The sequence below is a fragment of the Nocardia sp. NBC_00416 genome, from assembly GCF_036032445.1.
GTDB lineage: Bacteria > Actinomycetota > Actinomycetes > Mycobacteriales > Mycobacteriaceae > Nocardia.
Map to the genome: position 1 here is coordinate 2,683,156 of NZ_CP107932.1, position 24,067 is coordinate 2,707,222.

Genomic DNA, 24,067 nt, shown 5'->3' on the forward strand with positions numbered 1-24,067 from the left:
CAGCAGGCCCCGGCCGGCGGCGTGTCCGCCACGCCGCATACACTGGATCGGGTGTCAAAGTGAGTCCTGTTCAATGGGATTCGATGTGCAGTAGGTCAACAGAACGGTTACCTTGTGGCGATGTTCAGAGCGAGGCTCGGTGTCCGCGCCCGAATCCTGGCCATCGCGCTCATCCCGAGTCTGACCCTGTTGGTGGCCGGTGTGGGTGCGACGGGCTATCTGATCGACCAGGGACAGCACAACCGGCAGGTGACCGAGGCATTACGCGACGTCTCGGGTCCCACTCGCGACGTGTACGAGGTGGTTCAGAACGAACGCAGGCTGACGCTGGCTCATCTGGCCGGTGATCCCGGCGCCGCCGACGCCCTCGCCGCCGTCCGGCCCAACACCGAACAGGCGTTGCGTGATCTGGTCACCGGCGCACAGCGGATCCGCGAACTGCAGCCGGCCGAGATCACCGACGACGTCGGCTCCTTCACCACACTCACCCAGCAACTCGGCAATATTCGCGCCGCCGTCGACAAACGCGCGGTACCGACAGCCGATGCCTACACGTTCTATGTGCGGGTCCTCGACGCCTTCAACACCGGCGCACAGCTCTCCTACACCTTCGAGCAGAACCCCGCGGCGGTCGCCCAGCTCAATCTGGTCTCCCGGATCATGCACGCGCTGGAGTCGGCCTCGCGCAGCCACGCTCTGGCCGGTGCGGCCCTGCGCACCGGCAATCCGGTCGCGCTGCCCGACGAGTACATCCAGCAGACGGGCTTCTACCACACCGAAACCGCGCTGCTCACCACGCAGCTGACGCCGGAGATCGGCGATCGGATGCGTGCCCTGGTCGAGAGCCCGGAGTGGCGGCTGCTGAGCCGCACCGAGAGCACGCTCATCGCCCGCAGCATCCCGGGCGCGGAAGCCGCCGCGGGGCTGCCACCCGCACAACTGGCGGCATGGCAGGCGGCGGCCGACCACGTCAATCAGGAGATGCTGAACATCTGGGACGACCAGAATCAGCTCATGCAGGACCTATCGCTCGACGCGGCGGCCCGGACCACCTACCGGTCACTGCTGCTCGGCTTGGCCGTCCTGGTGTTCTCCGCCGCGGCCTTCGGCATCTCGCTGGTGCTGGCCAACCGGTTCATCCATCGTCTGGTCCGGTTGCGCGACCATACGCTGGCCCTGGCCGACGAGCGGCTGCCGGATATGCTCGACCGCCTCCGCGCCGGCGAAGATATCGATGAATCCGAGGCGGCGGCGAAACTCGACTTCGGCAACGACGAACTCGGCGCCGTGGCCACGGCGTTCGAGCACGCACACGCAGTGGCGGTGACCGCGGCCATCACCGAAGCCCGGACCCAGGAGGGCGTCAAGGCGATCTTCCTGAACATCGCCCATCGCAGCCAGGTCGTCGTCCACAAACAGCTGGAGATCCTCGACGACGCCGAACGACGCGAAGAGGATCCGGCCATGCTGGACCTCCTGTTCAAGCTCGACCACCTGGCCACTCGCGAACGCCGCAACGCCGAGAACCTCACCATCCTCGGCGGCGGCAAACCCGGACGGCAGTGGCGAGCGCCGGTGCCGCTGGTCGATCTGGTGCGCAGCGCGGTCGGAGAGACCCAGGACTACACCCGGGTACGCCTGGCCCGGCTGCCCGAACTGCGGATCGCCGGAAACGCGGTCGGCGACGTCATCCACCTGCTCGCCGAACTCGTGGACAACGCCACCTCCTTCTCACCGCCCCAGTCCCGAGTCCAGGTCACCGGTTCGGTTATCGGCAAGGGCGTGGCGGTGGAGATCACCGACCAGGGCATGGGCATCCCCGAGGACACCCGCGACCGGCTCAACGACCTCCTGGACAACCCGCCGAATTTCGAGGTCGCATCGCTGCAGAAGGATTCGCGGCTGGGCATCTTCGTCGTCGCGCAGCTGGCCGGCCGGCACGGTGTCTCGGTGCGGTTGTGGGAGTCGGAGTACGGCGGCGTCCGGGCCGTGGTCATCGTGCCGGCCGCCCTGCTGACCGATCCCGCGGAGGAGACCACTCCGCTGACCGGTTTGCCGCGGCCCGCGCAGCCCGGCCCGGAGGTGCCTCCCGAGGCGAGCACGGACCCGGACCCGGCGGGGTCGACTCTCGCGACCCTGCTCGCGGACCGCCCCGGGACGCCCGAACCCGCCGCGACCGCGGCTCCGGCGGATACCGCGCCCGACACCGTACCGGTCGCCCGCCCAGAAGCCGAGGAGGCGGCCGGAGAACCGGCACTGCTGCCCGACGGTCGTCCGGCTTTACCCCGCCGTAGCAGGCAGGCTAAAGTCGCACCGCGACCGGAAGTTTCGGACGCCCCGCGGGCCGCAACGGCGCGGCCCCGCTCGGCCGAACAGGCCCGGGATCTGATGGCGGCGATCGTGAACGGCACCCGGCAGGGCCGAAAGCCATTGCCCGCCGAAGAATCCGGCGCCGGGAACCCGGCGTCGGACGGCGCATCCCCGGATGAACAGGAAGGCTAAGTGTCCACTTCCACTCAAGGTGATCTGAACTGGCTGCTCGACGATCTCGTCGAGCGACTCGCGGGGGTCCGCCTGGCGGTCGTACTGTCCACCGACGGAATGCTGCTGGGTCACTCCTCGAAAATGGATCGCACCGAGGCCGAGCACTTCGCGGCGATGTCGTCCACCCTGCACGGACTGGCTCGTAGCGCCGGCGCGCGCTTCGAGGGCGGCAGCGTGCGGCAGGCGGTGATCGAACTCGACCGCGCGGTACTGTTCGTGACCTCCGCCGGCGACAACGCCTGCATCGCGGTGCAGGCCGCCGCCGACGCCAATCTCGGCATGGTGGCCTATGAGATGAACCTGACCGTCCAGCGGGTCGGCAGTCATCTGTCGACCAGTTCCCGCGGCGGGGCCGAATCGCAGTAGCCGCGAGAACAGCAACGGCGCTATGACGGGTATGCGGGCATGACCGGCAAACGGGAGCCATGGTTCGACGACGACGCCGGACCTCTGGTGCGGCCGTACGCCATCACCCGGGGCCGGACTGTGGGCGCCGGACACGAACTGGATATGCTCACGGTCGTGGTCAGAGCTCGTGGTGCCCCGCCGTTGCGCCGGACCGAACCCGAGTACACCGATATCGTGCACCTGTGCACAAAAGCACAAACCGTGGCGGAGGTGGCAGCCGCCTTGAAACTGCCGCTGGCGGTGACCAAGATTCTCGTCGGAGATCTGATCGGTGACGGCCATCTGATCTTCCGGGCTCCAGTGCAGATGGAGTCCGGTCCCGGCGACTTCAACATATTGCGAGCGGTACTGGATGGAATCCGAAAAATTTGACCCTGCCCGGATGGACCCCGGGGCTCCGGCTCTTGCTGCGTCGGTGAAGGTCCTCATCGCCGGTGGTTTCGGCGTCGGCAAGACCACCATGGTGGCCTCGATCAGTGAGATCCCGCCGCTACGCACCGAGGAGATGATCACCGAACTCAGTACGGGTATCGACGATCTGTCCGGTGTGGAATCCAAGACCACCACGACGGTGGCATTGGACTTCGGCCGGATCACCATCGACCGGGACCTGGTGCTGTATCTGTTCGGCACGCCCGGCCAGGACCGCTTCTGGTTCCTCTGGGACGAACTGGCCCGGGGCGCACTCGGCGCGGTGGTGCTCGCCGATACCCGGCGACTCGGCAACTCCTTCGCCGCCATCGATTATTTCGAACGGCGCGGACTGCCGTTCCTGATCGCCGTGAACTGTTTCGACGACGCGCCGCGGTACACGATCGACGAGGTGCGCGACGCTCTCGATCTCGATCCGTCGATCCCGGTGATGCTGTGCGACGCACGGGACCGTGTATCAGCGAAGAACGTGCTGCTCAGCCTGATCGAGCACCTGATCGAGCGGGCCACCCGCACGAATCTCACGACCAAGTAGACCGCGGTGCGCGGGCGGAGCCGGATCACCCGGCTCCGCCCGCGCACGGGTCAACGGGTCAGTTGTCCCGCCGCGTGCAGCTCGTCGAAGAGCAGCTGGTCCACCGGCGGCACCCGCGGCCGATCACCGTAGTCGAACCATGCGAGTTCGGCTATTTCACTGCTCGCGGCCGGCACTCCGCGGTAGTCGGCGCGATAGCAGCTCATCCGGACCCGGGCGCCACCGTCGAACGCTTCGTACACTCCCACCGGCACCACCGTTTCCGGGACCAGCGCCACCGTGAGCTCCTCGTGGATCTCGCGCAGCAGGGTCTGCTCGTCGGATTCACCGAGCTCACGCTTCCCGCCCGGGATGTAGAACACATCCTTGCCGTGGGGTCGAGCGCACAGGATCCGTCCGTCGACTATCAGCACCCAGGCGACCGTATCGATCAGCTCACCGACCGTTTCCTCCGTCACGCGGCCAGCCTATCCCGGCCTCCGCGGCCCGCTCACGCGCCGATCTCGGCCAAGCTGCCACGAACCGCACCGCCGCGGACGTACCATGCGGACGTGGCCGATGCGAATCCTCCCGCCGCGCTGCGGGTCCTGGTCTACAGCAACGACGCCGACACCCGGAGCCAGGTGATGCTGGCACTCGGGCGCCGTCCGCATCCGGACCTACCGCCGCTGGAATATCTCGAGGTCGCTACGGCCCCGGTGGTATTGGAGCGCATGGACGCCGGTGCGGCGGATCTGGCCGTACTCGACGGCGAGTCGGCCCCGGTCGGCGGGATGGGCCTGGCCAAACAGCTCAAGGACGAAATCGACGGGTGCCCGCCGCTGGTCGTGCTCACCGGCCGCGCCGACGACGCGTGGCTGGCGAACTGGTCCCGGGCCGAGGCAGTGGCCTCCCATCCGATCGACCCACTGCGGCTCACCGAGATCGTGGTCGGTCTGCTCCGTCGACTCCCCGCGGCCTGATCGGCGATTGCGTTCATTCGCTCATAAATCTCAGTCGCGAATTCGATCAAAGTGGTTCACGAATCGCCGTTCGTCCTGCCGCAACGGTTGTAGGCTGTGCTGTAGCTCACATGAGCGCGGGAGATGACATATTACCCGTGACGCCGTAATCCCTCCCCCAGCCCGCTCCATTCCGGGGACGATCCGGCAGCACGGGGCATACCCATCGACCGCCCGACCCCGTTCGCGGAACCCGCCGGCACCACCGCGGGTTTCCAGTTCGCAAGGAGGGGAAGCGCAGTCGTGAACACCGAACTGCCGATACTGGTCCTCGGCGCGGTCGCCGCCGCGTTCGCGGTGATCTCGATTCTGATCGCCGGCCTCATCGGCCCCAAACGCTACAACCGCGCCAAACTGGAACCCTACGAATGCGGTATCGAACCGACACCGCACGCGGTCGCCGGTGGCGTGGGAGGCACTACCGGACAACGTTTTCCGGTGAAGTACTACCTCACCGCGATGCTGTTCATCATTTTCGACATCGAGATCGTGTTCCTCTACCCGTGGGCGGTCCATATCGACGCGCTCGGGGTGTTCGGCCTGGCCGCGATGGCACTGTTCATCGTCAACGTCTCGGTCGCCTACGCCTACGAATGGCGGCGCGGCGGCCTCAGCTGGGACTGAGCCGCGAACCTCCGATCAGCCGCACCCGCGCTCCGGCGCGGGCAGATACCCAGGGAGTAGTGGCACATGGGTTTGGAAGAGAAACTGCCCAGTGGCTTCGTGCTCAGCACGGTCGAAGCCATGGCGGGATACATGCGCAAGGGCTCGGTCTGGCCGGCCACCTTCGGCTTGGCCTGCTGCGCCATCGAGATGATGGCCACCGGCGGCGGGCGATTCGATTCGGCGCGCTTCGGCATGGAGGTCTTCCGCGCCTCACCGCGGCAGGCGGATCTGATGATCGTGGCCGGGCGGGTGAGTCAGAAGATGGCGCCCGTGCTACGCCAGGTCTACGACCAGATGACCGAACCGAAATGGGTTCTGGCCATGGGGGTGTGCGCGTCCTCCGGCGGCATGTTCAACAACTACGCGATCGTGCAGGGCGTGGACCACGTGGTTCCCGTCGACATCTATCTACCGGGCTGCCCACCCCGGCCGGAGATGCTGCTCAACGCGATCCTCGCGCTGCACGAGAAGATCCAGGAAACCCCGATGGGGGTGAACCGCGTCGAAGCGATCCGCGCCGCGGAGCAGGCGGCGCTGGCGGCGACCCCGACCATCCGGATGGAAGGGCTGCTGCGATGAGTGCCGAAGGTTCCGAATCCACCGACAGCCGCGCTGTCGAACCGGAGCAGCCGATCGGTCCCGACGACGAGGTCATCGGCGAGCGACGGGGTATGTTCGGCATCTCCGGCAGCGGCGACACCTCCGGATACGGCCGCCTCGTCCACCGGGTCGCGCTCCCCGGCGGCACCGCACCGCCCTACGGGGGCTACTTCGACACCGTGGTCGAGCCGCTGCGCGCCGCGCTGGCCACCGGCGCCGGATTCGACGCCGCGATCGAGAAGGTCGTGGTGGACCGGGGCGAACTCACCCTGCACGTATCCCGCGACCATCTGGTCGCGGTGGCACGGGCACTACGCGACGATCCGGCCCTGCGGTTCGAACTGTGTCTCGGGGTGAGCGGCGTGCACTACCCGGACGAGTCCGGCCGCGAACTGCGCGCCGTCTATCACCTGAACTCGATCACCCACGGACGGCGGCTGCGGCTCGAGGTGTCCGCCCCCGACGACGACCCGCATATCCCGTCGCTGTATCGCGTGTACCCGACCTGCGACTGGCATGAGCGGGAGACCTACGACTTCTTCGGTATCCGATTCGACGGGCATCCCTCGCTGACCCGCATCACCATGCCCGACGACTGGCGCGGCCATCCGCAACGCAAGGACTACCCGCTCGGCGGGATACCGGTCGAATACAAGGGCGCGCGCATTCCGCCGCCCGATGAGCGGAGGGCGTACAGCTGATGAGCGAGATCGACTACCGGCCCGGAGTCTCCGGCGCGCCGGACAACGACGAATCCGAGCAGGCGCCCGGCGGATCCCGCGGCGGCCGGGGCAGCGCGGAACAGGTGCTGACCGTCGCCGGACAGGACTGGGACGAGGTCGCCGACGCGCTGCGCGGCGCCGGCGAGGAACGCATCGTCGTCAATATGGGCCCGCAGCATCCCTCCACCCACGGTGTCCTGCGACTGATCCTGGAGATCGAAGGCGAAACCGTGGTGGAGGCACGCTGCGGTATCGGCTACCTGCACACCGGCATCGAGAAGAACCTCGAGTTCCGGACCTGGGCCCAGGGCGTCACCTTCGTCACCCGGATGGACTATCTGTCCCCGTTCTTCAACGAGACCGCCTTCTGCCTGGGCGTGGAGCGCCTGCTCGGTATCACCGACGATATTCCCGAGCGCGCCACCGTGATCCGGGTGCTGCTGATGGAACTCAACCGCATCTCCTCACATCTGGTGGCCCTGGCCACCGGCGGTATGGAACTGGGCGCGCTCACGCCGATGCTGTTCGGTTTCCGGGAGCGCGAGCTGATTCTCGACGTTTTCGAAACCATCACCGGGCTGCGGATGAACCATGCCTTCGTCCGGCCGGGCGGTATCGCGCAGGACCTCCCGGACGACGGGGTCACCAAGGTGCGCGAACTCCTGGCGCTGATGCCCAAACGACTCCGCGATATGGAGCATCTGCTCACCCATAACCCGATCTTCCGGGCCCGGACCCAGAACATCGGCTATCTCGATCTCACCGGCTGCATCGCGCTCGGCGTGACCGGGCCGGTGCTGCGCTCCACGGGCCTGCCGCACGATCTGCGCAAGGCCATGCCCTATTGCGGGTACGAGACCTACGAGTTCACGGTCCCGACCACCGACGCCTGCGATTGCTACGGCCGCTATCTCATCCGGATCGAGGAGATGAAACAGTCCCTCGCCATCGTGGAGCAATGTCTGGACCGGCTGCGTCCGGGCCCGGTCATGGTGTCGGACAAGAAGATCGCCTGGCCCGCGGATCTGACGCTGGGCGACGACGGACTCGGCAACTCCCCGCGGCATATCGGCAAGATCATGGGCACCTCGATGGAAGGGCTCATCCACCACTTCAAGCTGGTCACCGAGGGTATCCGGGTACCGCCCGGGCAGGTCTACGAGGCGGTGGAATCACCCCGCGGGGAACTCGGCGTCCATATCGTCAGCGACGGCGGCACCCGACCCTACCGCGTGCACTATCGGGACCCCTCGTTCACCAATCTGCAAGCGGTGGCGGCGATGTGCGAGGGCGGCATGGTCGCCGACGTGATCGCGGCCGTGGCCAGTATCGATCCCGTGATGGGCGGGGTGGACCGCTGATGCGATACCTCCGCCTTCGCTGCGGCCTCCGCGGACCGCATGTAGCCCGTTCGAAGGAGGTCTGATGCGGCGATACCTCCGGCTCCGGCCTCCGCGGACCGCAGGCGTCCCCTTCGAAGGAGGCCTGATGCGGCGATGCCTCCGCCACAGCCTCCGCGGACCGCACATACAGCCTTCGAAGGAGAACCCATGACCGAGATTCTGTTGCGGCTGAGCAGCCGACCGGAGCCCTATCCGGACGAGGTGCGGGCGCGGCTGGAACCGGACGCGAAGGAGATCATCGCCCGGTATCCGCAGCCCCGCTCGGCGCTGCTGCCGCTACTGCATCTGGTTCAGTCGGAAGAGACCTACGTCAGCAGCACCGGAATCGATTTCTGCGCCGACATGCTCGGGCTCACCGCCGCCGAGGTGACCGCGGTGGCCACGTTCTACTCCATGTACCGGCGCACGCCCACCGGCGATTACCACGTGGGAGTGTGCACCAACACCCTGTGCGCGGTACTCGGCGGCGACGAGATCCTCGCGGCGCTACGGGAGCATCTGGGCATCGCGCACGGTGAGACCACCGACGACGGCGCGGTCACCCTCGAGCACATCGAATGCAACGCGGCCTGCGACTTCGCACCGGTCATCATGGTGAACTGGGAGTTCTTCGACAACCAGACCCCTCGGTCGGCCTGTGAACTGGTGGACGCGCTGCGCACCGGGCAGACCGTCACACCGACGCGAGGCGCACCGCTGTGCACGTTCCGCGATACCGCGCGGGTGCTGGCGGGATTCCCCGACACTCGGCCCGGTGTCCTCGACGGCGACCCGGGCGCCGCGACCCTCGCCGGTCTCGATACCGCCCGCGAACGCGGTATGCGCGCCCCTGAGGCGCCCGCCGGGGAAGTGGACGGTGCCCGATGACCTTGACACCGGTCCTCAGCAGACACTGGGACCTGCCGAATTCCTGGACCCTGGACACCTATCGCGCCCACGAGGGCTACACGGCTCTGCCCCTCGCGCTGGCCATGACGCCCGAACAGGTGATCACCACCGTCAAGGACGCCGGTCTGCGCGGCCGTGGCGGCGCGGGCTTCCCGACCGGAATGAAATGGGGTTTCATCCCGCAGGGCCCCGAACCCGACGGCACGGTGAAGCCGCACTATCTGGTGGTCAACGCCGACGAGTCCGAGCCGGGCACCTGTAAGGACATACCGCTCATGCTCGCCGAGCCGCACTCCCTGATCGAGGGAGTGATCATCGCCGCCTATGCCATTCGCGCCGCGCACGCCTTCATCTACCTGCGCGGTGAGGTGGTCCCGGTGCTGCGCCGCATGCAGGCCGCGGTAGCCGAGGCCTACGCCGCCGGCCTACTCGGCCGCGATGTTCTCGGGTCCGGCTTCGATCTGGAACTCACCGTGCACGCGGGCGCCGGCGCCTACATTTGTGGCGAGGAGACCGCGCTGCTGGATTCCCTGGAGGGCCGGCGCGGGCAGCCGCGGCTGCGGCCGCCGTTCCCCGCGGTCGCGGGGCTCTACGCCAGTCCGACCGTGGTGAACAATGTCGAATCCATCGCCAGTGTGCCGCCGATCATCCGCAACGGCCCCGCCTGGTTCCGGACCATGGGCAGCGAGAAATCGCCCGGGTTCACGCTGTATTCGCTGTCCGGGCATATCGCGCGACCCGGCCAGTACGAGGCGCCGTTGGGCATCACGCTGCGGGAGCTGCTCGGCTACGCGGGTGGGGTCCGCGCAGGGCATACGCTGAAGTTCTGGACCCCCGGCGGCTCCTCCACCCCGCTGTTCACCGCCGAACACCTCGACGTCCCACTGGACTACGAGAACGTGATGGCGCAGGGGTCGATGCTGGGTACCAAGGCCCTGCAGATCTTCGACGACACGACCTGCGTGGTGCGCGCCGTACTGCGCTGGACCGAGTTCTACGCGCACGAATCCTGCGGTAAGTGCACCCCGTGCCGGGAGGGCACCTACTGGCTCGTGCAACTGCTCACCCGACTGGAATCGGGCCGGGGCACACCCGCCGACCTCGACAAACTCCTGGATATCGCCGACAACATCAACGGCAAGTCCTTCTGCGCGCTCGGTGACGGCGCGGCCAGTCCCATCGAGTCCTCACTGAAGTACTTCCGCGACGAGTACCTCGCGCACATGACACAGGGCGGCTGCCCGTTCGACCCGGCCCGCGCCACCGCCTGGGCCGGTTCCGCGGCCGGAGAGGGAATCCGATGACAGCGACAGTCCGTACCGATTCCGCCGATCTGCAACCCGCCGACCTGGTCACCCTGACGATCGACGGCACCGCGGTCAGCGTCCCGGCCGGTACCCTGCTGATCCGCGCCGCCGAACTGATCGGCATCCAGATCCCGCGCTTCTGCGATCATCCACTGCTCGCCCCGGTCGGTGCCTGCCGGCAATGCCTGGTGGAGGTGGAGGGTCAGCGTAAGCCGGTGGCCTCGTGCACCATGGCGGTCACCGAGGGCATGGTGGCGCACACCCAGCTCGATTCCGCCACGGCGGCGAAGGCGCAGCAGGGCGTGATGGAACTGCTGCTGATCAACCACCCGCTGGACTGCCCGGTCTGCGACAAGGGCGGGGAATGCCCCCTGCAGAACCAGGCCATGTCGACCGGCCGGGCGGAAACCCGCTTCGAAGGCGTCAAACGCACTTACCCGAAACCGATTCCGCTGTCCAGCGCGGTCCTGCTGGATCGGGAACGGTGTGTCCTGTGCGCGCGCTGCACCCGATTCTCCCAGGAGATCGCCGGGGACCCGTTCATCGAACTGCTCGATCGGGGCGCACTGCAGCAGGTCGGCACCGCCGAGCACGAACCGCTGGATTCGTATTTCTCCGGGAACACCGTGCAGATATGCCCGGTCGGCGCGCTCACCGGCACCAGCTACCGGTTCCGGGCGCGCCCGTTCGATCTGGTGTCCAGCCCCAGTGTGTGCGAACACTGCGCGTCGGGCTGTGCGCAGCGCACCGACCACCGCCGCGGAAAGGTACTGCGCCGCCTGGCCGGCGACGATCCTCAGGTCAACGAGGAGTGGAACTGCGACAAAGGCCGGTGGGCGTTCGCCTACGCGAGCGAGCGGGACCGGATCACGAGCCCCTTGCTACGCGGCCCCGACGGGACACTGGCACCGTGTTCATGGTCCGAGGCGCTCACCGCCGCCGTCGGCGGCCTGCGCGCCGGTGTGGGGAACACAGCGGTGCTCACCGGCGGCCGGCTCACCGAGGAGGAGGCGTACGCGTACGCCAAATTCGCTCGGATCGTACTGGGCACCAACGATATCGACTTCCGGGCCCGTGCCCACTCGGCCGAGGAAGCCGAGTTCCTCGGCGCCTGGGTGGCGGGCCAAACCGATGCCGTCACCTACGACAGCCTCGCCACCGCACCGGTTGTGCTGCTGGCCGGGTTCGAACCGGAAGAAGAATCCCCCATCGTCTACCTACGGCTACGCAAGGCCGCCCGCACCCGGGGGCTGCCGATCTTCTCGCTGGCCGCCTACGCGTCGCGCGGGCTGGAACGGATATCGGGCGCGCTGATTCCGACGATCCCCGGCACGGAAGCGCGGATCCTCACGGAGCTGAGCAGGCCCGGCGCCGGCCCGGACGACCTCGCGCAGCTGCTTCGCGAACCAGGAGCGGTGATCCTCGCCGGCGAACGGCTGGCAGCGGCCCCGGGAGCCCTGTCCGCGACCATCCGCCTGGCTGCCGAAACCGGTGCCTTGCTCGCCTGGGTACCCCGCCGCGCCGGCGAACGCGGCGCGGTGGAGGCCGGGGCACTGCCGGGGCTGCTGCCGGGCGGACGCCCGGTCACCGATCCGGAAGCCCGGCGACAGGTATCCGAGATCTGGGGTGTCACCGATCTGCCCGCCACACCGGGCCGCGACACCGGCTCGGCTCTAGACGGCACCGGAGCCGTGCGGACCTACCTCATCGGCGGCGTCGAAATCGCCGACCTCCCCGACCCCGACGCGGCGCGAACGTCACTGCGCGGGGCCGATTTCGTCATCTCCTTGGAGCAGCGGCACAGCGAGGTCACCGGGTACGCCGATGTGGTGTTCCCGGTGGCCACCGCCATGGAGAAATCCGGCACCTTCCGCACCTGGGAAGGCCGGCCGCGCCCGTTCGCGGCGGCCCTCACCGACAGCACGGTGCGCCGCACCGCCGCAGCGCTGTCCGATCAACGGGTGCTGCACACTCTCGCCGCCGAGGTGGGTGTGCCGCTCGGCCTACCGGATATCGCGGCGGCCCGCGCCGAACTCGACCGCCTCGGCGCCTGGACCGGCGCCACCGCGGCACCGCCCACTCATCCGGCCGCACCGGACGCCCGCACCGGACCCGGCACCGCCGTGCTGGCCGGGTGGCGGATGCTACTGGACCGGGGCCGCATGCAGGACGGGGAGGAGAACCTGGCCGGAATCGCGCGGCCCCCGGTGGCCCGCCTTTCGGCGGCCACCGCCGCGGAAGTGGGTGCCGCAGAAGGGGATCCGGTCACAATCGGCGCCGGAGCGGGCTCGATCACCCTGGCGCTGGCCGTGACCGAGATGCCGGACCGGGTGGTATGGCTTCCGATGAACTCACCGGGCTGCTCGATCTACACCGATCTGGGCGCCCGACCGGGCGACGTCGTCACTCTACGGCGCGCCGACCAGCGGACGGAGGCATCCGACCATGACTGATCTGTCCCTCTTCGGTCTCGACCCGTTCTGGCTGGTCGCCGCTAAAGCCGTGGCCATCTTCGTCTTCCTGCTCCTGACCGTGCTGTTCGGGGTCCTGGCGGAACGCAAGGTCGTGGCGTGGATGCAGATGCGCGTCGGCCCGAACCGTGTCGGCCCCAAGGGTTTGCTGCAGAGCGCCGCCGACGGTGTGAAGATGGCGTTCAAGGAAGATATCGTCCCGGCGATCGTGGACAAGCCCATCTTCGTTCTCGCCCCGATCATCTCGGTGATCTCGGCCGTGCTCGCCTTCGCCGTGATCCCGTTCGGGCCGGAGGTCTCCGTATTCGGTCAGCACACCGCCCTGCAGCTCACCGATCTGCACGTCGGGGTCCTCTATATCCTGGCCGTCACCTCGATCGGCGTGTACGGGATCGTCCTGGCGGGCTGGGCGTCGGGCTCCACCTATCCGCTGCTCGGCGGGCTGCGTTCCACCGCGCAGGTGATCTCGTACGAAATCGCCATGGCCCTGTGTTTCGCGGCGGTGTTCCTGCTCGGCGGCACCATGGCCACCTCCGGCATCATCGCCGCTCAGCAGCCCACCTGGTATGTGTTCCTGCTGCTTCCGTCGTTCCTCATCTACTGCATCTCCATGGTCGGCGAGACGAACCGGGCGCCGTTCGATCTCCCCGAGGCCGAAGGTGAACTCGTCGGTGGATTCCACACGGAATACTCGTCGCTGAAGTTCGCGATGTTCATGCTCGCGGAATACGTGAACATGGCGACGGTCTCCGCGCTGGCGACCACCATGTTCCTGGGCGGCTGGCGGGCGCCGTTCCCGATCAATCTCTGGGAGGGCGCGAATTCGGGCTGGTGGCCGCTGCTGTGGTTCACCGCCAAGGTGTGGATGTTCCTGTTCGTGTTCATCTGGTTGCGCGGCACCCTCCCGCGGCTGCGCTACGACCAGTTCATGAGCCTGGGCTGGAAACTGCTGATCCCGACCTCACTGGCCTGGGTCATGGTGGTGGCCACCGCACGGGTCCTCGACCTCGAGGGCTATCCGGTGCGCACACCGATCCTGGTGATCGGCGGCGTGCTGCTGACCGGGTTGCTGGTCGGGCTGTTCCTGCGAGCCGGCAACGCGCCCGCCACCGCACCCGAATTCGGCCCCGAGGACGATCTGCCGACCGGGCGCGCCGCGCCGCGATCGCCCGGCGGCACCGAGGTCTTCCTCGGCTTCCCGACCCCGCCGCTTCCGGAGCAGACCTCCACCATCACCTCCTCCCCCGGGCTCCTGGAACCGCTCGCCGGTTTCGCGGTCACCGCGCTGACCATGTTCAAGAAGCCCAATACCGAGTTCTATCCCGAGGAGAAGGTCCCGACCGCGCCCCGCTACCACGGCCGCCACCAGCTCAACCGGCATCCCGACGGACTGGAGAAGTGCATCGGCTGCGAACTCTGCGCTTGGGCCTGCCCCGCCGACGCCATCTTCGTCGAGGGCGCCGACAATACCGACGAAGAGCGTTTCTCCCCCGGTGAACGCTACGGCCGCGTCTACCAGATCAACTATCTGCGCTGTATCGGCTGTGGACTGTGCATCGAAGCCTGCCCGACCCGGGCCCTGACGATGACCAACGACTACGAACTCACCGACGACAACCGCGCCGACCTCATCTACGAGAAGGACCGGCTGCTGGCCCCGCTGGACCCGCAGATGCAGGCCCCGCCGCACGCGATGCAGCCGGGCAGCACCGAGGCCGACTACTACCTGGGCCGGGTCGAGGGCGCTCCGGAACGGCCCACCGCCGGTACGGCACAGGGAGGCCCCCGATGACGCACACAGCCGCGACACTCCTCACCGCACCGCCGCTGACCGGCGCTGGAACCGGCGAGACCGTGCAGTTCTGGATCCTGGCACCGCTTGCCGTACTCGGTGCGCTGGGGATGGTGTTCGCCGCCAAGGCCGTCCATTCGGCGATCTGCCTGGCCGCCACCATGATCAGCCTGGCTGTGTTCTACATAGCCCAGGACGCCCTGTTCCTGGGGGTCGTGCAGATCGTGGTGTACACCGGCGCGGTCATGATGTTGTTCCTGTTCGTCCTCATGCTGGTCGGCGTCGATTCCGCGGAATCACTGAAGGAGACGTTGCGCGGGCAGCGCGTCGCCGCAGGCGTGGTCGGTGTCGGGTTCGGAGTGCTGCTGTGTACGGGGATCGCGCACGGCGTCCGCGAATCAGAAATCGAGTTCCCCGCGAACGGTTTTCCCGGCCGGGACGTGATCGGCGCACTCGCCGAGCTGATCTTCGTCCGCTATGTCTGGGCCTTCGAACTCACCGGCGCGCTGCTGATCGCGGCCACCATCGGGGCCATGCTGCTGGCCCATCGCGAGCAGTTCGGGCCGAAACTGGGCCAGCGGGAACTGTCCCGCCGCCGGTTCCGCGACGCGGGACACCGGCCCACGCCGCTGCCCACTCCCGGCGTCTACGCCCGGCACAACGCAGTCGACATCCCGGCCCGGCTCCCGGACGGATCGTTCGAGGAGCTGTCGGTCTCGACCATCCTGCGGCACCGCCGCACCCTGGCGCTCACCGACGCCGCCGTCCTCTCGGTCGGCTCCCCGGCGGCACCCGGGGCAGCCGACACCACCGCCCGCCCGGCCGATGAGGAAGGTACCCGGTGAATCCCGAGAACTATCTGTTCCTGTCCGCGCTGCTGTTCACGATCGGCGCTGCGGGAGTGCTGCTACGGCGCAACGCGATCATCGTGTTCATGTGCATCGAACTCATGCTCAACGCGGTGAATCTCGCGTTCGTGACGTTCGCCCGGATGCACGCGAACCTGGACGGTCAGGTGTTCGCGTTCTTCACGATGGTGGTCGCCGCGGCCGAGGTCGTGGTCGGTCTGGCCATCATCATCACCATCTTCCGTGCCCGCCGCTCGACCTCGGTCGACGACGCCAGCCTGCTGAAGTTCTGACGTGGATACCGCAACGCTGTGGCTGCTGCCCGCCCTGCCCCTGGCCGGCGCCGCCGTACTGCTGCTCACCGGGCGTCGCTCCGACGCATGGGGTCATCTGCTCGCCACCGTGACCGCGCTGGCCTCCTTCGTCGTGGCCGTGATCGCCTTTCTCGGGATGCTGGGCCGTGCCGACGGCGACCGTGCGGTGGCGCTGGACCTGTTCAGCTGGGTTCCGGTGGCCGGGCTGCAGGTCGACTTCGGGCTGGCGCTGGACCAGCTGTCGATCTGTTTCGCGCTGCTCATCACCGGTGTGGGGTCGCTCATCCACATCTACTCCGTCGGGTACATGAGCGACGATCCCGGCCGCCGCCGGTTCTTCGCCTACCTGAACCTGTTCCTCGCGGCCATGCTGCTGCTGGTGCTGGCGAACAACTACCTGGTGCTGTATCTGGGCTGGGAAGGCGTCGGCCTGGCCTCGTATCTGCTGATCGGGTTCTGGTATCACAAACCCTCGGCGGCCACGGCGGCCAAGAAGGCGTTCGTGGTCAACCGAGTCGGCGATATCGGCCTGGCGGTGGCCATGATGATCATGTTCGCCACCTTCGGATCCCTCGATTTCACGACGGTGTTCGCGGCGTCGCCCGCGGCGACCGACGGCACGCTCACCGCCGTGGGGCTGTTCCTGCTGCTGGCCGCCTGCGGTAAATCCGCCCAGGTGCCGCTGCAGTCGTGGCTCGGGGACGCCATGGAGGGCCCCACCCCGGTTTCGGCGCTCATCCACGCCGCCACCATGGTCACCGCCGGTGTATACCTGATCGCCCGCTCGAATCCGATCTTCGATCTCGCCCCCGCGGCCCGGACCGCGGTGGTGGTGGTCGGCGCGGTGACGCTGCTGTTCGGTGCGATCGTCGGCTGCGCGAAGGACGACATCAAGAAGGCCCTCGCCGCTTCGACCATGAGCCAGATCGGCTACATGGTGCTGGCCGTCGGTCTGGGGCCCGCCGGATACGCGGTGGCCATCATGCATCTGCTGACCCACGGGTTCTTCAAGGCGGGCCTGTTCCTCGGCGCCGGGTCGGTGATGCACGCCATGGACGACGAGACCGATATGCGGCGCTACGGGGGCCTGCGCACCCTGCTGCCGATCACCTATGTCACCTTCGGCCTCGGCTATCTCGCGATCATCGGCGTACCGCCGTTCGCCGGCTTCTTCTCCAAGGACCGGATCATCGAGGCGGCCTTCGCCGCCGAGGGCGTCGCCGGTCCGATTCTGGGCACTGTCACTTTGCTCGGCGCGGGACTCACCGCGTTCTACATGACACGGGTGATGCTGCTGACCTTCTTCGGCGAACGCCGTTGGAAGCCCGATACCCATCCGCACGAATCGCCGGCGGTGATGACCGGTCCGATGATCCTGCTGGCACTCGGTTCGGTCGGCGCCGGAGCGGTATTCGTCTGGGGCTCTTCGTTGCAGAACTGGCTCGCCCCGGTGGTCGGCGAACACCACGGCGAGCCGATCCTGCCGGTCCCGGTGATCACCGGACTCGCCTTGGCGGTGGTCGCGGCGGGCGTCGCGGTCGCCTACCGGCAGTACGGCCGCGCCGGGGTTCCCGAGACCGCGCCGCAGCAGGTGACCGCCCTGACCGTCGCCGCCCGCCGCGATCTCTACGGCGACGCGGTCAACGAGGCCGCGTTCATGCGGCCCGGCCGCCATCTGACCCGCGCGCTCGTCTTTCTCGACAACCGCGGTATCGACGGTCTCGTCAACGGCACCGCCGCCCTCATCGGCGGACTGTCCGCCCGGGTCCGCAAGGTGCAGACCGGTTTCGTTCGTTCGTATGCCCTGTCCATGTTCACCGGCGCGGCCCTGGTGGCCGCAGCCCTGCTGGCCGTGAGGATCTGGTGAGCGCCGTGCCCTGGTTGACCGTGCTCTGGCTGTTGCCCGTCGTGGGCGCGGCGGTCGTACTCCTGTTACCGGCCGCGCGGCGGTCGGCAGCCCGATGGGTCGGGCTGATATTCGCCGTGGCCACTTTCGCGGTGGCGCTCGGTGTGGCCGCGGCATTCGAGCCCGGGGGCGAGCAGTTCCAATTGGTCGAATCCCGCACCTGGATACCGGCCTTCGGCGCCGGGTACACCCTCGGGGTCGACGGGATAGCACTGGTACTGGTACTGCTCACGGCGGGGCTGGTGCCACTGCTCATCGTCGCCGGCTGGCACGACGACCGCGAAGTCGGCACCGGAAGGCGAGTTGCGCACACCTATATCGCGCTCACCCTGCTGGTCGAGGGAATGGTGCTGGTGTCCTTCCTGGCCCTCGACATCCTGCTGTTCTACGTGTTCTTCGAGGCCATGCTCATTCCGATGTACTTCCTCATCGGCGGATTCGGGCCGCGCACCGACGACGCGCAGCTCCGGCGGCAACGTTCCCGCGCGGCTGTCAAATTCCTGCTGTACAACCTCTTCGGCGGGCTGATCATGCTGGCGGCGGTGGTCGGGCTCTACGTGCTCACCGTCCGGGAGGATCTCGGCGCTAGCGGGGCCGGAACCTTCGATCTGCGCGCGGTGGTGGCGGCCGCCAATTCCGGGGAGCTCGGCGCCGGGCCGGCGGTGATCAACGCCCTGTTCCTCGGTTTCATGTTCGCCTTCGCGGTGAAAGCCCCGTTGTGGCCGCTGCACACCTGGCTACCGGACGCGGCCGTAGCCGCGACCCCGTCGACCGCGGTACTGATGATGGCGGTGGTGGACAAGGTCGGCACCTTCGGCATGCTTCGCTACTGTCTGCTGCTGTTCCCCGCGGCGGTGGACACCTATGCGCCGCTGGTGATCACCCTCGCCGTGATCGGCATCCTGTACGGCGCGTTGCTGGCCATCGGGCAGACCGACGTCATGCGGCTCATCGCATACACCTCCATCTCCCATTTCGGCTTCATCGTGCTCGGCATCTTCGCCATGACCAGTCAGGGCCAGACGGGCGCGACCCTCTATATGGTCAATCACGGCCTGTCCACCGCGGCGTTGTTCCTGGTGGCCGGGTTCCTGGTCTCGCGGCGCGGGAGTCGCCTCATCGCCGATTACGGCGGGGTCCAGAAAGTGGCGCCCGTCCTGGCCGGAACCTTCTTCATCGCGGGTCTGGCGACGCTGTCACTACCCGGACTGGCTCCGTTCGTCAGTGAATTCCTGGTTCTGATCGGTACTTTCAGCAGATACCAGGTAGCCGCGGTGTTCGCGGCCGGCGCGCTGGTCCTGGCCGCGATCTATGTGCTGTGGCTGTACCAGCGAATGATGACAGGCCCGGTGGCCGAAGGCAGTGAGGGCATCCGGGATCTGGTCCCACGCGAACTCGTGGTGGTGGTACCGCTCATCGGCGCCCTGATCTTCTTCGGGGTGTATCCGAAACCGGTACTCGATTTCATCGATCCCGCCGTGACCCAGACCCTCACCACGATCGGAACTGTCGATCCACCACCGTCGGTCCCGGCGCAGCCGGAGGCGGCGAACCCTGGAGGTGTGCGTCATGAGCGCTGAGCTGCCCGCCGGCGCGGTCCTGGCCGCGTCCGTGCCCGCACCGAGCATCGAATATCACCTGCTGGCACCGATGTTGATCGTTTTCGGCGCCGCAGTCCTGGGCGTGCTGGTGGACGCTTTCGTGCCGCGTTCACGACGGTACACCGCCCAATTAGCACTGACCCTGACCGCGCTGGTCGCCGCCCTGGTAGCGGTGTTGCTGCTGTCGGGCACCGCGACGACCGCCGCGATCGGCGCCGTCGCCGTGGACGGGGTGACGCTGTTCTTGCAGGGCACACTGTTGATCGTCGGGATCCTGTCCGTCCTTTTCGTCGCCGAACGCGGCCCGCTTCCCCGGCCGCGCTCCGGTCCGGGGACCTGGAGCCGCGCCGCCGCGACCCCCGACTACGGGATGGACGCATTCACTCCGCAGGCGTCCGCCGTCCCCGGCAGTGCGGCCGAGCGGTCCGCCGCCACCGCGGGTATCACGCCCACCGAAGTGTTCCCGCTGCTGCTGCTGGCGCTGGGCGGATTGCTGTTGTTCCCCGCCGCCAACGACCTGCTCACCATGTTCGTCGCACTGGAAGTGCTGTCCCTGCCTCTGTATCTGCTGTGCGGTCTCGCCCGGCGGCGCCGGCTGCTGTCGCAGGAGGCGGCCCTGAAGTACTTCCTGCTGGGCGCGTTCTCCTCCGCCTTCTTCCTGTACGGGGTCGCGCTGCTGTACGGCCAGGCCGGCACCGTCCGGCTCGCCGGTATCGCCGACGCGCTGGCCGCCGATTCCGGTGCGCCCACCCTCGCGCTGCTGGGTGTGGCCATGCTGGCGGTGGGCCTGTTGTTCAAGATCGGTGCGGTGCCGTTCCAGGCCTGGGTGCCCGATGTGTACCAGGGCGCCCCCACGCCGATCACCGCGTTCATGGCCGCCGCCACCAAGATCGCCGCTCTCGGCGCGTTGCTGCGCGTCCTGCAGGTGGCCGTCCCGGGAATCGCCGCGGACTGGCGGCCGGTGCTCGCCGCCGTAGCGGTGGCCACCATGCTGGTCGGCGCGGTTCTGGCGATCACTCAGACCGATATGAAACGAATGCTGGCGTATTCGTCCATCGCGCATACCGGGTTCCTGCTCACCGCTCTGGTCGCCGCCAACGAGCGCGGAATCGCCGCGACCCTGTTCTATCTGTTCGTCTACGGCCTGGGCACACTCGGCGCGTTCGCGATCGTCAGTACCGTGCGGGAGTCCGACGGGACCGAGGCCACCTCCCTGGCCCGCTGGGCCGGCCTGGGCCGACGCTCCCCCTGGCTCGCGACGGTATTCTCGCTCCTGCTGCTGTCGTTCGCCGGAATCCCCATCACCGCGGGGTTCGTCGCCAAGTTCGCGGTCTTCCAGGCCGCGGCCGCCGGCGACGCCGGACTGCTGGTGATCGTCGGTGTGCTGGCCAGTGCGGTAGCCGCGTTCTTCTATATCCGAGTGATCGTGCTGATGTTCTTCACCGATCCACCGGCCGACCCTCCGGTCATCGTCGGTCCGCCCGCCGCCACGGCGGTCGCCGGGATCGCGGCACTGGCCACCCTGGTTCTCGGCATCGTTCCGCAGCCGCTGCTGGATCTGGCCGAACGCGCCGGTGAATTCGTGCGCTGAGCCGAACCGGCACGGTGCAGACGATGCCGCGAGGGCCGGCCTCGAATTCTGCCCATGAGCTGGTCTGATGCCAGCACCTCGAGCACTGCCCTCACGCGCGCCATGAGGTCGGCCACGGCGGCGCGCCGACAGGGCGCCGACCGACCTGCTACCCGACCGACCCGGCCGGATCGCCCGAGTAACACCGCGAGGCCCAGCGGCCGGCGGCTGATATCCGGACCGATAGTCTCGCGACCCCGGGTCGACGCACCCTCAGTCGGGCGAGCAACGATCGTGACGCCGGTAACCCGCTCCAGTTCCCGGCATCTTCCCAGGTCGACTGTGGGGACCCGCACACTCCAAATTAGTTGATTAGGTAAAGCAACAAACTTATAGTTGATTACCGCAAGCAACTAAACAACCTCTGGAGCACGCATGGGAGTTTCACCCGACACCGCGCAGGGCCTGCTCGACGAACTTTTCCTCATCAGTCGAGCCCTGCGCCGGAACCTCGCCCAGCCCGAAGAGGGCCGGCTGCTGCCGGGTGGAATCAGCGTCCTGGTCAACCTGGAGTCGGCCGGTCCGTGCCGCCAGGTCGACCTCGCGGCTCAAATCGGAATCAGCGCCTCGGCCATGAGCCGGCACATCACCGAACTGGTTGCCGACGGCTACGTCCTGCGCAACACCGATCCCGATGACGGCCGTGCCATCCGCGTCGAAGTGTCCTCCACCGGCCACGAACTTCTGGGACGGATCCGCGAATCGCGGATCCAGGGTCTCCAGGAGGTCATGGCCGACTGGACCCAGGACGATGCCGAACGCGCCCGTCACATCCTGCACACGCTCCGGAGCCAGCTCATCGCCCGGGACAGTCGCAACGCCGCGGCCGACCATCAGAAGCATTCGGAAGAGAGAATTGATGTCCAGTAATACCGCGGCGGTGACCCCGCGCGAGCCGGGCGCAATGACCCATCGCGAAATACTCGAAGCGATGACCGGTCTGCTGGCCGCACTGTTCACCGCGCTGCTCAGCACCACGATCGTCGCCAACGCACTACCGACCATCATCGCGGATCTGCAGGGATCGCAGACCGCCTACGCCTGGGTGATCACCACCGCCCTGCTCACCAACGCGGCGTCCACCCCCATCTGGGGCAAACTCGCCGACCTGTTCAACAAGAAGACACTCGTGCAGTTGAGCATCGTGATCTTCGTGGCGGGTTCGGTCATCGCCGGTTTCGCGCACAATGTTCCGGTGCTGCTCGCCGCGCGCGCACTGCAGGGTGTCGGGATGGGTGGTCTGACCGCGCTGGTCGTCGCGATCATCGGCAGTATCGTCGCCCCGCGTGAACGCGGCCGCTACTCCGGCTATATGGGTGCGGTCATGGCGGTATCGATGACCGGCGGACCCATCCTCGGCGGCGTCATCGTCGACAGCACACTCGGCTGGCGCTGGTGCTTCTTCATCTGCGTACCGCTCGCCGTGATCGCCCTGTTCCTGCTGCAGCGCACCCTGCGGCTGCCCACCGTCCGCAAGAACGACGTGTCGATCGACTGGCTCGGCGCGGGGCTGCTCACCGCCGGTGTGTCCGTGCTGCTGATCTGGGTCTCCTTCGCCGGCAAGGCCGACTACTACGGCTGGATCTCCCGGGAATCGGCGCTGTACGTGGGTCTGGGCGTACTCCTGCTCGCCGCCACCGTGTTCGTCGAATCGCGGGCCAAGTCGCCGATCATCCCGCTGAAGATCGTCACCGAACGCACCACCGCCCTGGCCATCATCGCCTCGATCGCCGTCGGCGTGGGCATGTTCGGCGCCACCACCTTCCTCGGCCAGTATTTCCAGACCGCGCGCGGCTATTCGCCGACCGCGGCGGGCCTGCTGTCCGCGCCGATGGTCGCCGGGATGCTCACCGCCTCGGTGGTATCGGGTGCGCTGATCACCCGGTTCGGCAAATGGAAGAGGTTCGTGGTCACCGGCGCTGCCCTGCTGGTAGTCGGTTTCGGCCTGCTGTCCACCATCGACCACGCCACCAATATGTGGCTGATCGGCGCATTCATCACGCTCACCGGGCTCGGTGTCGGCATGATGATGCAGAACCTGGTGCTGGCGGTCCAGAACACCGTGAGCGTGCAGAACATCGGCGCCGCCTCCAGCAGCGTCGCCTTCTTCCGCACCTTCGGCGGCGCCATCGGAGTCTCGGTGCTGGGCTCGGTCCTCGCGACCCGGGTGGGCGAACTGTCCACCACCAGGCTGACCGAACTGGGAGTTCCGGCGGGTTCGTCCTCCGGCGGCGGCAGTCTCGATCTGAAGGCACTGCCGGCGCCGATCGCCGAGGTCGTCCGCTTCTCCTACGGAGACGCCACCGGACGGATCTTCCTCATCGCGGCCGCCGCGACCGTGGTCGCGCTGATCGCCGCCGCGCTGCTGCCCAACCGGCCGCTGCGCCGCACGATCGATATCGAACCGGACAGCCCACGATCGGGCGACGAGACCGGGCAGCCGGAATCCGTCACGGATACCGTTGCCGGAACGCGGATTCCGGATGACATCGCCGAGCTCGACGATGACGCGAAACTGGAAGCCGGGCCCGCCCGGACCTGACCTCCGCCCCCACGCACACCGGCCGCCGGATTTTCCGGCGGCCGGTGTGTTTCATCTCAGGTCCAGAGCGCGGCGATCACCACATTGACGATCGCCAGCCCACCCGCGGCATCGGGCATCCACGCCGGGTCCTTACCGCGCTTGGCATCGGCCCGGCTTATCTCGGCGAACCCGGCGACCAGCACCGAGATCACCAGCTTGATCCCGATCTTGGCCATATTCAGGTCTTTGTCCAGGGAGGTCAGCGATTCGGCCATACCGACCAAAACCAGGCCGGTGATGATCTGTGCGCGGGCGCCCCAGACCATGACCGCATTCACCGTAGGCCGTCCGGCGGCATACCCACCCACCAACGCTGCCATACCGAGCAGGTGGGTGACGACCACGACGTTGTAGACGAAATCTGACACGTTCACGGTGAAAGATCCTGCCAGTAGGCGTGTTTGTACACTGTTTC

22 protein-coding genes are annotated in these 24,067 nt (G+C 67.6%); 20 read left to right on the forward strand and 2 right to left on the reverse strand.

Translation table 11 applies throughout. The features are described from left to right. Positions 1-120 precede the first annotated feature (120 nt). From OG804_RS11005 to OG804_RS11020, 4 genes are read left to right on the forward strand one after another with little or no spacing between them, the layout of a single operon-like run. Positions 121-2,502, forward strand: a complete 2,382-nt coding sequence (locus tag OG804_RS11005; protein WP_328396534.1) for a sensor histidine kinase — start codon at positions 121-123, stop codon at positions 2,500-2,502. Next, complete coding sequence (locus OG804_RS11010) at positions 2,503-2,910, forward strand: roadblock/LC7 domain-containing protein (protein WP_328396537.1); 408 nt, start codon at positions 2,503-2,505, stop codon at positions 2,908-2,910. It begins immediately after the preceding gene. Positions 2,911-2,949: 39 nt separating this feature from the next. Beyond that, positions 2,950-3,324 (forward strand): DUF742 domain-containing protein, encoded by a 375-nt coding sequence (locus OG804_RS11015; RefSeq protein WP_328396539.1) that lies wholly within the window; start codon positions 2,950-2,952, stop codon positions 3,322-3,324. Positions 3,325-3,334: 10 nt separating this feature from the next. Continuing rightward, positions 3,335-3,919, forward strand: a complete 585-nt coding sequence (locus OG804_RS11020; protein WP_328396541.1) for a GTP-binding protein — start codon at positions 3,335-3,337, stop codon at positions 3,917-3,919. Between the two features lie 50 nt (positions 3,920-3,969). Here OG804_RS11020 and OG804_RS11025 read toward each other — a convergent pair whose 3' ends face one another. Beyond that, positions 3,970-4,377 (reverse strand): NUDIX hydrolase, encoded by a 408-nt coding sequence (locus OG804_RS11025; protein WP_328396543.1) that lies wholly within the window; start codon positions 4,375-4,377, stop codon positions 3,970-3,972. 93 nt (positions 4,378-4,470) lie between these two features. Between OG804_RS11025 and OG804_RS11030 the strand changes: the two genes are divergently transcribed. The 16 genes from OG804_RS11030 to OG804_RS11110 all read left to right on the forward strand — a co-directional run bounded on the left by OG804_RS11030 (position 4,471) and on the right by OG804_RS11110 (position 23,610). Beyond that, positions 4,471-4,881 carry an Rv3143 family two-component system response regulator gene (locus OG804_RS11030; protein WP_442941791.1) on the forward strand — a complete coding sequence of 137 codons (411 nt, stop codon included), beginning with the start codon at positions 4,471-4,473 and terminating at the stop codon, positions 4,879-4,881. Between the two features lie 282 nt (positions 4,882-5,163). After that, complete coding sequence (locus tag OG804_RS11035; protein WP_328396545.1) at positions 5,164-5,544, forward strand: NADH-quinone oxidoreductase subunit A; 381 nt, start codon at positions 5,164-5,166, stop codon at positions 5,542-5,544. A 66-nt stretch (positions 5,545-5,610) separates the two neighbouring features. Next, complete coding sequence (locus tag OG804_RS11040; protein WP_328396547.1) at positions 5,611-6,165, forward strand: NuoB/complex I 20 kDa subunit family protein; 555 nt, start codon at positions 5,611-5,613, stop codon at positions 6,163-6,165. Beyond that, positions 6,162-6,887, forward strand: a complete 726-nt coding sequence (locus OG804_RS11045; RefSeq protein WP_328396549.1) for an NADH-quinone oxidoreductase subunit C — start codon at positions 6,162-6,164, stop codon at positions 6,885-6,887. The genes OG804_RS11040 and OG804_RS11045 overlap by 4 nt, the downstream gene beginning before the upstream one ends. Further along, positions 6,887-8,269 carry an NADH-quinone oxidoreductase subunit D gene (locus tag OG804_RS11050; RefSeq protein ID WP_328396551.1) on the forward strand — a complete coding sequence of 461 codons (1,383 nt, stop codon included), beginning with the start codon at positions 6,887-6,889 and terminating at the stop codon, positions 8,267-8,269. The genes OG804_RS11045 and OG804_RS11050 overlap by 1 nt, the downstream gene beginning before the upstream one ends. Positions 8,270-8,458: 189 nt before the next feature. Then, the gene (nuoE, locus tag OG804_RS11055; protein ID WP_328396553.1) at positions 8,459-9,178 is read left to right on the forward strand and encodes an NADH-quinone oxidoreductase subunit NuoE; all 720 of its coding nucleotides are present in this window, start codon (positions 8,459-8,461) and stop codon (positions 9,176-9,178) included. Further along, the gene (nuoF, locus tag OG804_RS11060) at positions 9,175-10,503 is read left to right on the forward strand and encodes an NADH-quinone oxidoreductase subunit NuoF (protein ID WP_328396555.1); all 1,329 of its coding nucleotides are present in this window, start codon (positions 9,175-9,177) and stop codon (positions 10,501-10,503) included. Before nuoE ends, nuoF begins: the two co-directional genes overlap by 4 nt. Next, positions 10,500-12,959, forward strand: a complete 2,460-nt coding sequence (locus tag OG804_RS11065) for an NADH-quinone oxidoreductase subunit G (RefSeq protein WP_328396557.1) — start codon at positions 10,500-10,502, stop codon at positions 12,957-12,959. Before nuoF ends, OG804_RS11065 begins: the two co-directional genes overlap by 4 nt. After that, on the forward strand, positions 12,952-14,769 hold the full coding sequence (gene nuoH, locus OG804_RS11070; protein ID WP_442941792.1) for an NADH-quinone oxidoreductase subunit NuoH: 1,818 nt from the start codon (positions 12,952-12,954) through the stop codon (positions 14,767-14,769). The genes OG804_RS11065 and nuoH overlap by 8 nt, the downstream gene beginning before the upstream one ends. Further along, positions 14,766-15,614 carry an NADH-quinone oxidoreductase subunit J gene (locus OG804_RS11080; RefSeq protein WP_328396559.1) on the forward strand — a complete coding sequence of 283 codons (849 nt, stop codon included), beginning with the start codon at positions 14,766-14,768 and terminating at the stop codon, positions 15,612-15,614. The genes nuoH and OG804_RS11080 overlap by 4 nt, the downstream gene beginning before the upstream one ends. Beyond that, complete coding sequence (gene nuoK, locus OG804_RS11085) at positions 15,611-15,910, forward strand: NADH-quinone oxidoreductase subunit NuoK (RefSeq protein WP_328396561.1); 300 nt, start codon at positions 15,611-15,613, stop codon at positions 15,908-15,910. Before OG804_RS11080 ends, nuoK begins: the two co-directional genes overlap by 4 nt. 1 nt (position 15,911) lies before the next feature. Then, entirely contained in the window at positions 15,912-17,798 is a 1,887-nt protein-coding gene (gene nuoL / locus OG804_RS11090) for an NADH-quinone oxidoreductase subunit L (RefSeq protein ID WP_328396562.1), read from the forward strand. After that, positions 17,795-19,417 carry an NADH-quinone oxidoreductase subunit M gene (locus OG804_RS11095; RefSeq protein WP_328396563.1) on the forward strand — a complete coding sequence of 541 codons (1,623 nt, stop codon included), beginning with the start codon at positions 17,795-17,797 and terminating at the stop codon, positions 19,415-19,417. The genes nuoL and OG804_RS11095 overlap by 4 nt, the downstream gene beginning before the upstream one ends. Next, positions 19,407-21,029 (forward strand): NADH-quinone oxidoreductase subunit NuoN, encoded by a 1,623-nt coding sequence (gene nuoN, locus OG804_RS11100; protein WP_328396564.1) that lies wholly within the window; start codon positions 19,407-19,409, stop codon positions 21,027-21,029. The genes OG804_RS11095 and nuoN overlap by 11 nt, the downstream gene beginning before the upstream one ends. Positions 21,030-21,443: 414 nt before the next feature. Then, positions 21,444-21,938, forward strand: coding sequence for a MarR family winged helix-turn-helix transcriptional regulator (locus OG804_RS11105; protein WP_328396565.1), 495 nt, complete (start codon positions 21,444-21,446; stop codon positions 21,936-21,938). A gap of 34 nt (positions 21,939-21,972) precedes the next feature. Beyond that, the gene (locus OG804_RS11110; RefSeq protein ID WP_328398316.1) at positions 21,973-23,610 is read left to right on the forward strand and encodes an MDR family MFS transporter; all 1,638 of its coding nucleotides are present in this window, start codon (positions 21,973-21,975) and stop codon (positions 23,608-23,610) included. Positions 23,611-23,666: 56 nt separating this feature from the next. Here the strand turns inward: OG804_RS11110 and OG804_RS11115 are convergent, their stop codons facing one another. Further along, the gene (locus OG804_RS11115) at positions 23,667-23,972 is read right to left on the reverse strand and encodes a hypothetical protein (protein WP_328398318.1); all 306 of its coding nucleotides are present in this window, start codon (positions 23,970-23,972) and stop codon (positions 23,667-23,669) included. Positions 23,973-24,067 lie beyond the last annotated feature (95 nt).

What these genes read in the sequence shown, in the direction of transcription:
- OG804_RS11040 (WP_328396547.1), top strand. Translation starts at nt 5,611, where the DNA reads ATGGGTTTGGAAGAGAAACTGCCCAGTGGCTTCGTGCTCAGCACGGTC.
- OG804_RS11050 (WP_328396551.1), top strand. Translation starts at nt 6,887, where the DNA reads ATGAGCGAGATCGACTACCGGCCCGGAGTCTCCGGCGCGCCGGACAAC.
- OG804_RS11080 (WP_328396559.1), top strand. Translation starts at nt 14,766, where the DNA reads ATGACGCACACAGCCGCGACACTCCTCACCGCACCGCCGCTGACCGGC.
- OG804_RS11020 (WP_328396541.1), top strand. Translation starts at nt 3,335, where the DNA reads ATGGACCCCGGGGCTCCGGCTCTTGCTGCGTCGGTGAAGGTCCTCATC.
- nuoN (WP_328396564.1), top strand. Translation starts at nt 19,407, where the DNA reads ATGAGCGCTGAGCTGCCCGCCGGCGCGGTCCTGGCCGCGTCCGTGCCC.
- nuoE (WP_328396553.1), top strand. Translation starts at nt 8,459, where the DNA reads ATGACCGAGATTCTGTTGCGGCTGAGCAGCCGACCGGAGCCCTATCCG.
- OG804_RS11005 (WP_328396534.1), top strand. Translation starts at nt 121, where the DNA reads ATGTTCAGAGCGAGGCTCGGTGTCCGCGCCCGAATCCTGGCCATCGCG.
- OG804_RS11065 (WP_328396557.1), top strand. Translation starts at nt 10,500, where the DNA reads ATGACAGCGACAGTCCGTACCGATTCCGCCGATCTGCAACCCGCCGAC.
- OG804_RS11015 (WP_328396539.1), top strand. Translation starts at nt 2,950, where the DNA reads ATGACCGGCAAACGGGAGCCATGGTTCGACGACGACGCCGGACCTCTG.
- OG804_RS11115 (WP_328398318.1), bottom strand. Translation starts at nt 23,972, where the DNA reads ATGGCAGCGTTGGTGGGTGGGTATGCCGCCGGACGGCCTACGGTGAAT.
- nuoF (WP_328396555.1), top strand. Translation starts at nt 9,175, where the DNA reads ATGACCTTGACACCGGTCCTCAGCAGACACTGGGACCTGCCGAATTCC.
- nuoH (WP_442941792.1), top strand. Translation starts at nt 12,952, where the DNA reads ATGACTGATCTGTCCCTCTTCGGTCTCGACCCGTTCTGGCTGGTCGCC.
- OG804_RS11110 (WP_328398316.1), top strand. Translation starts at nt 21,973, where the DNA reads ATGACCCATCGCGAAATACTCGAAGCGATGACCGGTCTGCTGGCCGCA.
- OG804_RS11045 (WP_328396549.1), top strand. Translation starts at nt 6,162, where the DNA reads ATGAGTGCCGAAGGTTCCGAATCCACCGACAGCCGCGCTGTCGAACCG.
- OG804_RS11105 (WP_328396565.1), top strand. Translation starts at nt 21,444, where the DNA reads ATGGGAGTTTCACCCGACACCGCGCAGGGCCTGCTCGACGAACTTTTC.